Here is a 13,058-nt window from a genome sequence, read left to right on the forward strand (position 1 = left end):
GACCGTCGGCGCAAGGAAGGATATTCCCCATGAGATGGTCGGCCGTCGTCGCCGCAATCGCCCTGGCCTCCGCGTCACAGGCGCACGCCCAGGCAGGTCCCCACGCCGCCCCGCCGCCGGTTGTCGCCGGCGGCGGATGCGGCGACATCAGCTACAGCGTGGTGATGTCGCCGGACGGCGACACATTGTCGGTGCTGTTCGACAACATGGCCGTCACGGGCCGCACCGGCGGATATTCCGCCCAGGTCGCCTGCGACCTTCAGGTCCCCCTGACGCTGCCGGAAGGCTTCTCCCTGGGGGTCTACAAGGTCGACTACCGCGGGTTCGCCCGCCTCCAGCCCGGCCAGGTGGGGGAACTCCAGATCGACTACGGCCTGGGCTCGTCCGGCTGGTTCAAGTCGTTCCACCGGATGATCGCCGGTCCCAGCGAGGACGACTATGTCTTCAGTGAGACGATCGGCGGCGGCCTGATGTCCCGCATCGGCTGCGGGTCCAGGGCGAGTCTCAGTCTTCGGGCGTCGCTGACGCTGAGGGCTGCGCGAGAGCCCGGCGAAACCACGATGTCGCTCGACTCGCTGGATGGCGCGCCCGTTGGGGGCGTCGTGTTCCACCTCGACAAGAAAAAGTGCGTCACGTTCCGCAGACGCTAGGCTGATCAGGCCGGACCCGGTGTCCGGCCTTTTCCTTACGCCGTCCTTATGCGCGGGCCCCAAGGCCCGTCTCGCGCCCTGACGGCCATCGGGCGCACACCCTCTCCATACCGCCGGCCTGTCGCCGGCCTTGAGGGTCACATGGCCGATATCCTGTTTCTCGCGCTGGGGCTGGGGGCGTTCGCGCTCTTCGGCCTCTATGCCGCGTTGCTGCGCAAGGTCTGACGGCCATGCTCGTCACACTGCTGTACGCCGCCGCGGCCATCGGACTGGCCGTCTACATGGTCGCCGCGCTGCTGCGCCCCGACAGGTTCTGATCATTCAAAAGGGAGACCTCGCATGGACTGGCGGGGCTGGGCCGAGATCGTCTTCACGATCGGCCTCACACTGGCGTTGAGCGTGCCGCTCGGCGTCTATCTCGCGCGGGTCTGGACCGGCGAACGCACCTGGCTGGACCCGATCCTCAAGCCGGTTGAGCGCGTGGCCTACGCCGCGTTCGGCGTTGATGGGAGCAAAGGCCAGGGCTGGCTCGCCTACACCGTTTCGGTGATGGCCTTCAGCGCCGCCGGGTTCGCGCTGCTGTACGGCATCCTGCGCCTGCAGGGCCTGCTGCCGTTCAACCCGCAGGGCTTCGCCGGCCTGTCGCCGCACCTGGCGTTCAACACGGCGGTCAGTTTCGTGACCAACACCAACTGGCAGTCCTACGCGCCGGAGGCGACGGTCTCGACCTTCTCGCAGATGGCCGGGCTGACGGTGCACAACTTTGTTTCCGCCGCGACCGGCCTGGCCGTCGCCGCCGCCGTGGCGCGGGCCTTCGTCGCCAATCGCGGCGAAACCCTCGGCAACTTCTGGGTCGATGTGACCCGCGTCACCCTCTACGTGCTGCTGCCGGTCAGCTTCGTCTTCGCCCTGGTGCTGGTGGCGCTCGGCGTGCCGCAGTCGCTGGCCTCGGGCGTCGAGGTGACCACCGTCGAGGGGGCGAAGCAGACGCTCGCCCTGTTCCCGGTCGCCAGCCAGGAGATCATCAAGCAGTTCGGCACCAACGGCGGCGGCGTGTTCAACGCCAACTCGGCCCACCCGTTCGAGAATCCGAACGCCTGGACCAACCTGATCGAAACCGCCGGCATGAACGTGCTCAGCCTGGCGGCGGTGTTCGCCTTCGGCCGGGTGGTCATCGCCCGCAAGGAGGCCCGGGCCCTGGCGGCCGCGATGGTCATCCTGGTGACCGCCGCGGCCGGCGGCCTCTACGCGGCCGAGACGATGACGCCGCAGCCGGCGATGATCGCCGCCGGCGTCGACGCTCCGGTCAACATGGAGGGCAAGGAGGTCCGCTTCGGCGCCGCCTCGACCGCGGTCTTCTCGGCCTTCACCACCGGCGCGTCGGACGGCGCGGTCAGCGGCATGCACGACAGCTATTCCCCGCTGGGCGGCGGGATCGCCCTGTTCATGATCCAGCTGGGCGAGATCCTGCCGGGCGGCGTCGGCTCGGGCCTCTACGGCATGATGGTCATGGCCCTGCTGGCCGTGTTCGTCGCCGGGCTGATGGTCGGCCGCACGCCCGAGTATCTCGGCAAGAAGGTCGAGGCGCGCGAGATCAAGTTCGCCATGCTGGCGGTGTTGATCCTGCCGGTCACGATTCTCGGCTTCTCCGCCGCGTCCGCGGTGCTTCCGGCGGGCCTGGCCGGCCTGCTCAATCACGGCCCGCACGGCCTGTCGGAGATCCTCTACGCCTACAGCTCGGCGGCGGGGAACAACGGCTCGGCCTTCGCCGGGCTGACGGCCAACGCCCCGTGGTGGAACACCACCCTGGGCATCGCCATGCTGCTGGGCCGGTTCGCCTACATCGTGCCGGTGATGGCCATCGCCGGATCGATCGCCGCCAAGCCCAAGCTCGCCCCGACCGCCGGCACCCTGCCGTCCGACGGCCCGCTGTTCGTCGGCCTGCTGATCGGGATCATCCTGATCCTCGGCGGCCTGCAGTTCTTCCCCGCCCTGGCGCTGGGCCCGATCGTCGAGCACTTCCAGGTGCTGGCGGCGGCGCACTGATCCCCCGTTGATCCTCAAGGACGCCTGACATGTCCATCACCACCACCGCCGACGACCACGGCCGCCGCACCAAGGGCGCCATCGGCGCCGCCGGTCTCTCCCCGGCCGTCCTGCTGCGGGCGTCGAAGGACGCCTTCATCAAGCTCGACCCGCGCAGGCTGACCGGCAATCCGGTCATCCTCGCCACCGAGGTCGTCGCCGGCCTCGCCACGGTCTCGGCCGTGGCCGCCATCAGCGGCGGCCAGTCCGCGAGCTTCCCGGTGCAGATCGCCGGCTGGCTGTGGGCGACCGTGCTGTTCGCCAACCTCGCCGAAAGCGTCGCCGAAGGCCGCGGCAAGGCGGCGGCCGACAGCCTGCGCGCCGCGCGGGTGACGACCAAGGCAAAGCTGCTGATCGACCCGACCACCGGCACCTGGATCCCGACCCCGGCGCACAAGGTCGGCGTCGGCGAGGTGGTGCTGGTCGAGGCCGGCGACGTCATCCCGTCCGACGGCGAGATCATTGAGGGCGTGGCCAGCGTCAACGAGGCGGCCATCACCGGGGAATCCGCCCCCGTCATCCGCGAAAGCGGCGGTGACCGTTCGGCCGTGACCGGCGGCACCACCGTCGTCTCCGACTGGATCAAGGTGCGCATCACCAGCCAGCCGGGTTCGACCTTCCTCGACCGGATGATCGCCATGGTCGAAGGCGCCGACCGGCGCAAGACGCCCAACGAACTGGCCCTGGCCGTGCTGCTGGCCGGTCTGACCCTGGTGTTCCTGATCGCGGTCGTGACCCTGCTGGGGCTGGGCGCCTATTCGGGCGTGAAGCTGGACCCGATGGTGCTGGGGGCCCTGTTCATCACCCTGATCCCGACGACCATCGGCGGGCTGCTCAGCGCCGTCGGCATCGCCGGCATGGACCGGCTGCTGAAGGTCAATGTGCTCGCCACGTCGGGACGGGCGGTCGAGGCCGCCGGCGACGTCGACACCCTGCTGCTCGACAAGACCGGCACCATCACCTTCGGCAACCGGATGGCCACGGAAGTCGTCGCCTGCCCCGGCGTGCGGCCGGAAGTGGCGCTGCGGGCGGCGCTGATGGCCTCGCTGGCCGACGAGACGCCCGAGGGCCGCTCGATCGTCGACCTGGCCCATGAGCACGGCATGACCGCCGAGGCGCCGGCCGGCTCGACCTTCATCGCCTTCTCGGCGACCACCCGGCAGTCGGGCCTCGACGCCGGCAAGGCCTCCTGGCGCAAGGGCGCGGTCGACGCGGTGCTGAAGTCGCTGGACCTGGCGGAGGACCGCACGCCGGTCGAGTTCCGTCAGACCGTGGATCGGATCGCCCGGTCGGGCGGCACGCCGCTGGCGGTGACCGAGACCGGCGTGCTGGTCGGGGTCATCCACCTCAAGGACGTGGTCAAGCCGGGCGTGAAGGACCGCTTCGCCGACCTGCGCCGCATGGGCGTGCGGACGATGATGATCACCGGCGACAATCCGGTGACCGCCGCCGCCATCGCCTCGGAGGCCGGGGTCGACGACTTCCTCGCCGAGGCCACGCCGGAGGACAAGCTGCGGCTGATCCGCGCCGAACAGGCCAAGGGCCGGCTGGTGGCCATGTGCGGCGACGGGGCCAACGACGCCCCGGCGCTCGCCCAGGCCGACGTCGGGGTGGCCATGCAGACCGGCGCCCAGGCCGCCCGCGAGGCCGGCAACATGGTCGACCTGGACAGCGACCCCACCAAGGTCCTGGAGATCATCGAGGTCGGCAAGCAGCTGCTGATCACCCGCGGCGCCCTGACCACCTTCTCGATCGCCAACGACGTGGCCAAGTACTTCGCCATCATCCCGGCGATGTTCGTGGTCAGCCTGCCGGCGCTGGGAGCGATGAACATCATGCGTCTGCACAGCCCGGAGAGCGCCATCCTCTCGGCGGTGATCTTCAACGCCCTGGTGATCGTGGCCCTGATCCCGCTGGCCCTGCGCGGGGTGAAGTACCGGGCCATCGGCGCCGGCAAGCTGCTGAGCCGCAACCTGACCCTCTACGGCCTCGGCGGCCTCGTCGCGCCGTTCATCGGCATCAAGCTGATCGACCTGATCGTCTCCACACTCGGCCTCGCCTGAGGATCCCGCCATGCTGTCGCAAATCCGTCCCGCCATCGTCTCGATGGTCTTCTTCACCGCCCTGCTGGGCCTGGGGTACCCCCTGGCCGTGACGGGCGTCGCCCAGGCCGTGTTCCCGGCCCAGGCCAACGGCTCGCTGGTCACCGACAGGGCCGGCCGCGTCGTCGGCTCGGGTCTGATCGGCCAGGGGTTCGCCGCGCCCGGATACCTGCACCCCCGCCCGTCCGCCGCCGGCAAGGGCTATGACGCCGCCGCGTCGTCCGGCTCCAACTACGGCCCGATGAACCCCGACTACGCCGCCCGGGTGAAGATCGACGCCGACGCCCTGCGGGCCGAGAGCAAGGCCGCCATCCCGGTCGATGCGGTGACCGCCTCGGGCTCGGGTCTCGACCCGGACATCTCGCCGGCCTACGCCGAACGCCAGGTCCAGCGGATCGCCGACGCCCGGGGCGTGACTCCTGCCCGGGTGCGGGAAGTCCTGCTGGCCGGCACGACCGGCCCGACGCTCGGCTTCCTCGGCCAGCCGCGCGTCAATGTGCTGAAGGCCAATCTGGCGCTCGACGCCCGCTTCCCGGCGGCGCAACCTCCGGCGCGATGAGTCCCGGCGAACCTCCCAGGCCCGACCCCGACGCCCTGCTGGCGACAGCGGGGCGTCATGGTCGAGGGCGACTGAAGGTGTTCCTCGGCATGTCGCCGGGGGTCGGCAAGACCTACGAGATGCTCGCCGCCGCGGGCCGCTTCCAGGCGGCCGGCGGCGACGTGCTTGTAGGGGTGGTGGAAACCCACGGCCGCCGCGAGACCGAGGCCCTGCTGGAGGGGCTCGAGGTGTTGCCGCGGAGGCCGATCGACTATCGCGATCACACCCTGATGGAGTTCGACATCGACGCGGCCCTGGCGCGCAGGCCGGGGCTGTTGCTGATCGACGAATACGCCCATTCCAACGCGCCGGGCTCGCGCCATCCCAAGCGCTGGCAGGACGTCGAGGAACTGCTGGCCGCCGGCATCGATGTCTGGACCACGCTGAACGTCCAGCACCTCGAAAGCCTGGTCGACGTGGTCTGGAAGATCACCGGTGTGCGCCAGCGCGAGACGGTGCCCGACAGCGCCCTGTCCAGGGCCGACGAGATCGAGCTGATCGACATCACCCCGACCGAGCTGCGTGAGCGGATGGCGGCGGGCAAGGTCTATGTGCCGGAGACGGCGCGGCTGGCCGCCGACCGGTTCTTCAAGCCGGAAAACCTGACGGCCCTGCGGGAACTGGCCCTGCGCCGGGCGGCCCAGACGGTCGACGACCAGCTGACCCAGGCGATGAAGGCGGCCGGGGTCGTGGGCCCCTGGGCCGCCGGCGAGCGCATCCTGGTGCTCGTGGGTCCCGACGCCATGGCCGGCTCGCTGGTGCGGGCCGGGCGGCGGCTGTCGGACATGATGATGGACGCCCCCTGGACGGTCGCCCACATCGAGCGGCCCAACCGCGCCGCCGGCGATGCGATGGGCGGGGTCAGGCTCAACGAGGCGCTCAAGCTGGCCGAACAGCTGGGCGGCTCGACCGTGGTGCTGACCGGCGACGATCTGGTCTCGGCGGTGCTCGAGCACGCCCGGCGCAACAACGTCACCCAGATCGTCATCGGCAAGTCGCGCCGGTCGAAGTGGCGCGGCCTGCTCGGCCGGTCGCTCGCCCCGGCGCTTCTCGAGGAGGCCTCCGGCGCGGCGCTGCACATCATCACCGAGGCCGGGGCCGACGACCGGCCCGTCGCGCGGCCGCCGCGGCCGCGCGGGCCGATCGCCTGGCGCGGGCACCTCGGCGCGATCGGGCTGGTGGCCCTCGCGGTCGGCGCGGCAAGCCTGATGGATGGCCGCGTCGAGAACGCCAACCTGGCGATGATCTTCATGCTCAGCGTGATGGGCTCGGGCCTGGCCTTCGGCCTGTGGCCGGCGCTGACCGCGGCGGGCCTGGCGGCGGTGGTCTACAACTTCCTGTTCCTCGAGCCGCGCCTGACCTTCCTGATCGGCCACCCCGGCGACGTGCTGACCTTCGGCGTGTTCTTCGCCGCGGCCCTGACCACCGGCTGGCTGGCCGGCCGGGTGCGCGACCAGGCGCGGGCGACCTCGCGGCGGGCCTCGGCGATCTCCGCCCTGCTGGCCGCCAGTCGTCGTCTGTCCGGCGCGGCGCGCAAGGAGGACGCCGCCGCCGCCCTGGCCGAACAGCTGTCGGCGGCGACGGGCGGCAAGGCCATCGTCTTCCTGCCCTCGGGCGGCGACATCGTCGCGGTCGCCGCCGCGCCGGCGATGGAGACCCTGTCGACGGCCGACATGGCCGCCGCGCGCTGGTCGTGGGAAAAAGGCGAGCCCGCCGGCGCCGGCACCGGCACCCTGCCCAACGCCGCCTGGACCTTCCGGCCGCTGCAGGGGGTCAAGGCCCGCTCCGGCGTCGCGGCGCTCGAACCCCGCGCGCTCGACGCCGAGGAGGACCAGCGGTTCGCCCTTGCCCTGATCGACCAGGGCGCCATCGCTCTGGAACGCGCCGAGTTCGCCGCCGAGGCCGCCGACGCCGACGCCCTGCGCCGCTCCGACAGGCTCAGGTCGGCCCTGCTCAACTCGGTCAGCCACGACCTGCGAACGCCGCTGTCGACGGTGCTGGGGGCGGTGACCACCCTGATCGACTTCGGCAAGTCGATGCAGCCGAAGGTCCGCACGGACCTGCTGCTGTCGATCCGCGAGGAGGCCGAGCGGCTGAACCGCTACGTCGGCGACCTGCTCGACATGACCCGGCTCGAGGGCGGGGCGCTGAAGACCCGCAAGGACTGGACCGACGTGCGCGATGTGCTGGCCGCCGCCATCGCCCGGGTGGAACGCCGGCTGGAGGGCCGCAGGCTGGTGCGCGATTTCCCGGCCGAGCTGTCGATGATCATGGCCGATCCGTCGCTGCTCGAGCAGGCGCTGGTCAACATCCTCGAGAACGCCATCGCCTACAGCCCCGACGGCTCGACCATCGAGACCGCCGCCTACGAGGACCGGGGCAATGTGGTCATCTCGATCGAGGACGAGGGTCGCGGCATCCCGACGGCCGAGCTGGAGCGGGTGTTCGAGCGCTTCCGGCGGATGGAGGAGTCGACCGACCGCGGCAAGGGCGCGGGCCTGGGCCTGGCCATTGCCAAGGGCTTTGTCGAGGCCATGGGCGGACGAATCGCGGCCGCCAGCCCGATCCATGATGGACGCGGGACGCGCATCCTGATCAGCCTGCGCAAGGAAACCGTCACCCCGGGCCACATGCTTTGACCGCCTACCGCCCCCGCATCCTCGTCATCGACGACGAGCCGCAGATCCACCGCTTCCTCGGGCCGGCGCTGGAGGCTTCCGGCTATGAGCCTGTCCGGGCCGACGATGCGACGGCGGGGCTGCGCGAGATCGCCCGCAAGCCGCCCGACGCGGTGGTGCTCGACCTCGGCCTGCCGGACATGGACGGCAAGGACGCCCTGCGGAAGGCGCGCGCCTTCTACGACGGGCCGGTGATCATCCTCTCGGCGCGCGACCGCGAGACGGAGAAGATCGACGCCCTCGACGCCGGGGCCGACGACTATGTGGAAAAGCCGTTCGGGGTCGGCGAGCTGCTGGCGCGCCTGCGCGTGGCCCTGCGCCACCGGCTGCAGGTCAAGGGCGCAGAGCCGGTGATCACCGTCGGCGACCTGAGCATCGACCTGATCAAGCGGCTGGTCACCCGGGCGGGCGAGACCATCCGCCTGTCGCCGCGCGAGTACGACCTGCTGGTCCAGCTGATCGAGGGCGGCGGCAAGGTGGTCACCCATCGCCAGCTGCTGACCGCGGTCTGGGGGCCGGCCCATGAACAGGACGTGCAGTACCTGCGGGTGTTCGTCGGCCAGATCCGTCAGAAGCTCGAGCCGGATCCGTCGGCCCCGACCCTGATCCTGACCGAACCGGGCGTCGGCTATCGCTGGATGGGTTAGGCCGGGGCGGTCCTGCGCCGCGTCGTCGCGATGATCAGGACCAGAAGCACCACCGCGATGACCAGAGAGGCGGGGATCGTGCCGAGGCCCAACCCGCCCTTGGCGTGGGTCTTGGTCAGCAGGTCGCCGACCGTGGCGCCGAGTGGCCGCGTCAGCACGAAGGCCAGCCAGAACAGCACCGTGTGCGAGACCTTCGTCCGCCACCAGGCGAGCGCCACCAGCGTCAGCAGCGCGCCGATCAGCAGCGCGCCGCCGAGGAAGCCCAGCCCCGAACTGTCGGCGAGGAAGTCGCCCAGCGCCGTGCCCAGGGTGTTCGAGATCAGGATGGTCACCCAGTAGAAGGTCTCGGCCTTCGGGTCGCTGATGTGATCGACCGCGATGGTCCCGAGCGTCAGCCGCCAGACGACGAGGGCCGCGACCAGCACCGTGGCCAGCAGGGCCGCGCCGGCGACGTAGCCGAGCCCGGCGGTGCGGTCGAGGTAGTCGGACAGGGTCGTGCCGGCCAGGGTCGTGGCCAGGATGACACCCCAATAAAGGAACGGGTGACAGCGCTTCGTCCGGATCTGCGCCGCCACCGCCACGACGAAGACGGCGAAGAAGATCACCGTGCTAACGAGGTAGCCGACGTTCAGCGTCATCGACAGCAGGTCGCCGCCTGTCTCGCCGAGCGTCGTGGCGAGGATCTTGATGACCCAGAACGCCAGGGTGACGGCTGGCGCCTTGCTGGCGAGGTCGCGGGTCGGATCGGTTCGGGTCATGCGGCGACTATCGCTCGCCGGGCGCGGCGCAAAAAGGGCGCGATCGGCCTCAGTGCGCGCCGGCCAGCACCACGCCGACAAGCACGGCGACGTACTGGACGGCGGCGGCGGCGACCACATGGCCGTGCCAGACCGCGCGGCGGAACTTGAACCGCTTCATCAGGTAGAAGATCACGCCCGTCGAATAGAGCAGGCCGCCGATGGCCAGCAGCAACAGGGCCACCCAGGACAGCCCGGCGATCATCGGCTTGAGCGCGATGAGCACCGCCCAGCCGAGCGCCAGATACAGGGCGACCCAGAAGCCCTTGCCGAGGCCCGGCAGGAACAGCTTGCCGGCGATGCCCAGCAGCGCCAGGCCCCAGACCGCGCTGGTCATGCCGATGGCCCAGCCGCCGGTCAGGCTCTGGGTGGTGAAGGGGGTGTAGCTGCCGGCGATCATCAGGAAGATGCCGGCGTGGTCGAACCGTCGCAGCAGCGGCCGCCAGGGCGCCTTGCCGAAGTTGTAGGCCAGCGAGCAGCCGAGCATCACGGCCATGCCGACGGCGTAGACGGCCACCGAGGCGATCCGGCCGCCGCCGCCGTGCGCCACCGACAGGCCCAGCAGCGTCCCGCCGCCGAACAGCGCCAGCGCCAGGCCGGCGATGTGCACGATCAGGTCCGCGCATTTCGCGGCGGCGGTCGGGTAGTGGCGGGGCGGCAGGTCCATGGGCTGTCACCGTACGCGCCGATTGTGACGGCCGATAGGTCGGCGCGAGCACAGATGGCGAGTGATTGTTACAGCCGGAAGGCCGCCAGCCGCGCGTAGTGCGGGCGGGCGGCGTCGGCGATGCGCCGCAGGTCGTCGTTGAGGTCGCCCGGGCCGGCTTCGGGGCGCGGCGGGCCAAAGCCGGTCGAGGCCTCGACCGCGTCGTACCAGGCCGGGGCCCAGACGCCGTCGCTGTCGCGTCGTCCGGCCGGCCAGGCCAGCATGTGGTCGTCGAAGCCGATGCCCAGCGCAGCGCAGAGCCGGCCCAGCGTCCCGCGCGGATCGGCCAGCACGTCACGTCCCTCGACCACCGGCGGCGGCGCGCCCAGCCGGTCGGCCTCGCGCTCGAACAGCTCGCGTTGCCGCTCGAAGCCGATGTCGGCCAGGGTCACCTGCTCGCGCTTTACGGTGTAGCTGGCCAGCACCGCCTCGGGGCTGCGGATCAGGAAGGCGCTGCGGCAGGCCTTCGTCCACTCCAGCCCGAAATCCGGCAGCATGTGGTGGGTCATGTGCTTCTGGTACCAGACCCGCGCGCCGCCCGGGGCCTCCCCGGCCATGGCCTGCGCGACCGCGCGCCAGTCGGTCGGCTGGCTGGCCAGCACCGCGTCGCGCATCGGATGGTCGAGGCCCGTCTCCGCCAGATAGGCGGCGTAGAAGGGCTCGTCGCTGACCGCCGCGTCGGGCCGGTTCTCGAACGCCCGCATCATCGCCGTGGAGATGTTGCGCGGGCCCGACCACATGGCGATGCGCACGGTCACCGGGCGGCCTCCGCGTCCTTCAGCGCCTCGTACAGGGCGCGCAGCCGGGCGGTCACCGGGCCGGGCAGGGCCAGCGGCAGGTCACGGCCGTCGATCTCCCGCACCGGCGTCAGCCCGCCGAAGGTGCCGGTGACGAAGGCCTCGTCGGCCCCGCGCGCGTCCTCGACGTCGAAATTGTCCAGCCGGATCGGGATGCCGTTGTCGCGGCACAGCCGGATGACGTTGGCCCGGGTCACGCCGTTGAAACAGAAGTCGCCGGTCGAGGTCCGTACCTCGCCGTCCCGGACCCAGAAGAAGTTGGTCGCGTTGCAGCTGGACACAAAGCCCGCCGGATCGAGCATCAGCGCCTCGTCGGCCCCCGCCGCGATCGCCTCGTTCAGCGCCAGGATCAGGTTCAGCCGGCTGTGCGAGTTCAGCCGCATGTCAAACATGTTGGCCGGGCTGCATAGGATCGACGATGTGAACAGCGACAGGCCGCGCGTGACGATCGCCGGGCTGGGAACCTTCCACTCGGCGAGGATGACTATGGTCGGCCTGCCGAGCGCGTTGCGCGGGTCCTGGTTGGCGCCGGTCTTCTCGCCGCGGGTGACCATCAGGCGCAGGTGGACGCCGTCCTCCATGCCGTTGGCCTCGATCAGTTCGTCGAGGGCGTCGATCATCCCCAGGCGCGAGCGGCCGATGTCGAGGTTGATCGCCGCCGCCCCGGCGTAGAGCCGGTCCAGATGGGCGTCCAGGAACATCAGCCGGCCCTTGTGGAGCCGCAGTCCCTCCCAGACGCCGTCGCCGACGACGAAGCCGGCGTCGAACACCGAGACCTTCGCCTCGTCACGGGTCACAAGCGCGCCGTTCAGCCAGATGCGGGCGCTGGCGTTGCGCGGGTCGGCGGTGAAGTCCTGGCTGCCGGCCATGGGTCAGGCTCCGGGGGATGGGCCGAAGATCGCGGCCAGATCGGCTTCGGTGACGCCGTCGAGCTCGACCGACTTCAGGCGGCCGGTCTGGCCCGCGGCGATGCGCACGGAAGACTTGCTGACGCCCAGCGTCTTCGCCAGCAGCACGGTCAGGGCGGCGTTGGCCTCGCCCTCGACCGGCGGGGCGGAGACCCGGGCCTTGAGGTAGGGGCGGCCGTCGGGGCCGCTGGCCCAGCCGTCGATGGCGTCCCGGCCGCCGCGCGGCGTCAGGCGGACCGCCAGCCGCATGGGCTCAGCCGACGAGCGACAGGAGCGACGCTTCGGCCGCCGGCGACAGGTACTTGAGGATGCCCTGGATGATCAGGAACAGGATCAGGAAGCTAAGGTCGATGCCGCCCAGCGACGGCACGAAGCGGCGGATCGGCGCCAGCAGCGGATCGGTGAGTCGCTCGAGCCCGTAGTAGATCTGCCGCACGACATTGTTGCGCAGGTTGACCACGTCGAAGGCGACGAGCCACGACAGGATCGCCGAGACCACCAGGGCCAGGATCAGCAATCCCAGCAGGCTGTTGATGATGAAGAAGACGAAGCCGACGATGGCAGCCATGAAGCGGGGTTCCGGTGGGTGTTGCGCCTGCTTCTATCCGCCGGGCCGGGGGGCGGCAAGGCGCGCGAGCCCCCCGCCGCGTCACCCAGCCTTGACAGGCAAGGCGACCCGGCCATATGTGCGCCGCTTCCCTTCCTGGAAGGGGGCCGTAGCTCAGATGGTAGAGCGCCTCGTTCGCAATGAGGAGGTCAGGGGTTCGATTCCCCTCGGCTCCACCAATCCCTTACTGGACAAGGGGTTGATGGCAATCAGGACCCATTCTGTGACACAGGCGTGTGTCACAAGGGTTCCTCCGAAGACCATTCAAACCCTTACTCGATAAGGTTTTCCGGCGATCCCGGCTGTAACACAGCCGTGGGTCACAACGGTCCCGAACCGTCCGAACGGCTCTCTCAACCGCTTCTACGGTCCCAGGCACCGTCAGGCTCACGATTCCGGCGGCAACCGTCCGGACTGATCGTCAGGGGAAGGATCTTCTATCTCCGGCTCAGAGTGCCGGCAGCGTTAGTCGAGAAGGTCGGG

At 70.5% G+C, this 13,058-nt stretch carries 13 protein-coding genes and 1 tRNA gene; 8 read left to right on the top strand and 6 right to left on the bottom strand.

What is annotated here, in order from left to right:
• Positions 1-29 precede the first annotated feature (29 nt).
• The 7 genes from AC1RN0_RS08460 (at position 30) to AC1RN0_RS08490 (ending at position 8,760) form a co-directional block, all read left to right on the top strand.
• Positions 30-650 (top strand): DUF4360 domain-containing protein, encoded by a 621-nt coding sequence (locus AC1RN0_RS08460; protein WP_492786984.1) that lies wholly within the window; start codon positions 30-32, stop codon positions 648-650.
• A gap of 230 nt (positions 651-880) precedes the next feature.
• Positions 881-967, top strand: a complete 87-nt coding sequence (gene kdpF, locus AC1RN0_RS08465; RefSeq protein ID WP_492787016.1) for a K(+)-transporting ATPase subunit F — start codon at positions 881-883, stop codon at positions 965-967.
• A gap of 22 nt (positions 968-989) precedes the next feature.
• Positions 990-2,696: a potassium-transporting ATPase subunit KdpA gene (gene kdpA, locus AC1RN0_RS08470; protein WP_492786985.1), complete on the top strand. Its 1,707-nt coding sequence runs from the start codon at positions 990-992 to the stop codon at positions 2,694-2,696.
• 29 nt (positions 2,697-2,725) lie between these two features.
• Positions 2,726-4,798 carry a potassium-transporting ATPase subunit KdpB gene (gene kdpB, locus AC1RN0_RS08475; RefSeq protein WP_492786986.1) on the top strand — a complete coding sequence of 691 codons (2,073 nt, stop codon included), beginning with the start codon at positions 2,726-2,728 and terminating at the stop codon, positions 4,796-4,798.
• Positions 4,799-4,808: 10 nt separating this feature from the next.
• Positions 4,809-5,396 carry a potassium-transporting ATPase subunit KdpC gene (kdpC, locus tag AC1RN0_RS08480; protein ID WP_492786987.1) on the top strand — a complete coding sequence of 196 codons (588 nt, stop codon included), beginning with the start codon at positions 4,809-4,811 and terminating at the stop codon, positions 5,394-5,396.
• The gene (locus AC1RN0_RS08485) at positions 5,393-8,074 is read left to right on the top strand and encodes a DUF4118 domain-containing protein (protein ID WP_492786988.1); all 2,682 of its coding nucleotides are present in this window, start codon (positions 5,393-5,395) and stop codon (positions 8,072-8,074) included. Before kdpC ends, AC1RN0_RS08485 begins: the two co-directional genes overlap by 4 nt.
• Entirely contained in the window at positions 8,071-8,760 is a 690-nt protein-coding gene (locus AC1RN0_RS08490) for a response regulator (protein WP_492786989.1), read from the top strand. The genes AC1RN0_RS08485 and AC1RN0_RS08490 overlap by 4 nt, the downstream gene beginning before the upstream one ends.
• Here AC1RN0_RS08490 and AC1RN0_RS08495 read toward each other — a convergent pair.
• From AC1RN0_RS08495 to AC1RN0_RS08520, 6 genes are all read right to left on the bottom strand, one after another.
• Positions 8,757-9,518 carry a COG4705 family protein gene (locus tag AC1RN0_RS08495; protein ID WP_492786990.1) on the bottom strand — a complete coding sequence of 254 codons (762 nt, stop codon included), beginning with the start codon at positions 9,516-9,518 and terminating at the stop codon, positions 8,757-8,759. The genes AC1RN0_RS08490 and AC1RN0_RS08495 overlap by 4 nt on opposite strands.
• A 49-nt stretch (positions 9,519-9,567) precedes the next feature.
• The gene (gene trhA, locus AC1RN0_RS08500) at positions 9,568-10,224 is read right to left on the bottom strand and encodes a PAQR family membrane homeostasis protein TrhA (RefSeq protein WP_492786991.1); all 657 of its coding nucleotides are present in this window, start codon (positions 10,222-10,224) and stop codon (positions 9,568-9,570) included.
• Positions 10,225-10,292: 68 nt separating this feature from the next.
• Complete coding sequence (locus AC1RN0_RS08505) at positions 10,293-11,021, bottom strand: sulfotransferase-like domain-containing protein (RefSeq protein ID WP_492786992.1); 729 nt, start codon at positions 11,019-11,021, stop codon at positions 10,293-10,295.
• Entirely contained in the window at positions 11,018-11,929 is a 912-nt protein-coding gene (locus AC1RN0_RS08510) for an aminotransferase class IV (RefSeq protein ID WP_492786993.1), read from the bottom strand. The genes AC1RN0_RS08505 and AC1RN0_RS08510 overlap by 4 nt, the downstream gene beginning before the upstream one ends.
• 3 nt (positions 11,930-11,932) lie before the next feature.
• Complete coding sequence (locus tag AC1RN0_RS08515) at positions 11,933-12,217, bottom strand: DUF167 family protein (protein ID WP_492786994.1); 285 nt, start codon at positions 12,215-12,217, stop codon at positions 11,933-11,935.
• Positions 12,218-12,221: 4 nt separating this feature from the next.
• Positions 12,222-12,536 carry a YggT family protein gene (locus AC1RN0_RS08520; RefSeq protein WP_492786995.1) on the bottom strand — a complete coding sequence of 105 codons (315 nt, stop codon included), beginning with the start codon at positions 12,534-12,536 and terminating at the stop codon, positions 12,222-12,224.
• Positions 12,537-12,678: 142 nt separating this feature from the next.
• On the opposite strand from AC1RN0_RS08520, the gene AC1RN0_RS08525 reads away from it, so the two are divergent.
• Positions 12,679-12,754 (top strand) — tRNA-Ala (locus AC1RN0_RS08525).
• Positions 12,755-13,058 lie beyond the last annotated feature (304 nt).

The sequence above is a fragment of the Caulobacter sp. GW821-FHT12F03 genome (genome assembly GCF_058806855.1).

What these genes read in the sequence shown, in the direction of transcription:
- AC1RN0_RS08520 (WP_492786995.1), bottom strand. Translation starts at nt 12,536, where the DNA reads ATGGCTGCCATCGTCGGCTTCGTCTTCTTCATCATCAACAGCCTGCTG.
- trhA (WP_492786991.1), bottom strand. Translation starts at nt 10,224, where the DNA reads ATGGACCTGCCGCCCCGCCACTACCCGACCGCCGCCGCGAAATGCGCG.
- AC1RN0_RS08515 (WP_492786994.1), bottom strand. Translation starts at nt 12,217, where the DNA reads ATGCGGCTGGCGGTCCGCCTGACGCCGCGCGGCGGCCGGGACGCCATC.
- kdpA (WP_492786985.1), top strand. Translation starts at nt 990, where the DNA reads ATGGACTGGCGGGGCTGGGCCGAGATCGTCTTCACGATCGGCCTCACA.
- kdpB (WP_492786986.1), top strand. Translation starts at nt 2,726, where the DNA reads ATGTCCATCACCACCACCGCCGACGACCACGGCCGCCGCACCAAGGGC.
- AC1RN0_RS08460 (WP_492786984.1), top strand. Translation starts at nt 30, where the DNA reads ATGAGATGGTCGGCCGTCGTCGCCGCAATCGCCCTGGCCTCCGCGTCA.
- AC1RN0_RS08495 (WP_492786990.1), bottom strand. Translation starts at nt 9,518, where the DNA reads ATGACCCGAACCGATCCGACCCGCGACCTCGCCAGCAAGGCGCCAGCC.
- AC1RN0_RS08485 (WP_492786988.1), top strand. Translation starts at nt 5,393, where the DNA reads ATGAGTCCCGGCGAACCTCCCAGGCCCGACCCCGACGCCCTGCTGGCG.
- AC1RN0_RS08510 (WP_492786993.1), bottom strand. Translation starts at nt 11,929, where the DNA reads ATGGCCGGCAGCCAGGACTTCACCGCCGACCCGCGCAACGCCAGCGCC.
- kdpF (WP_492787016.1), top strand. Translation starts at nt 881, where the DNA reads ATGCTCGTCACACTGCTGTACGCCGCCGCGGCCATCGGACTGGCCGTC.
- kdpC (WP_492786987.1), top strand. Translation starts at nt 4,809, where the DNA reads ATGCTGTCGCAAATCCGTCCCGCCATCGTCTCGATGGTCTTCTTCACC.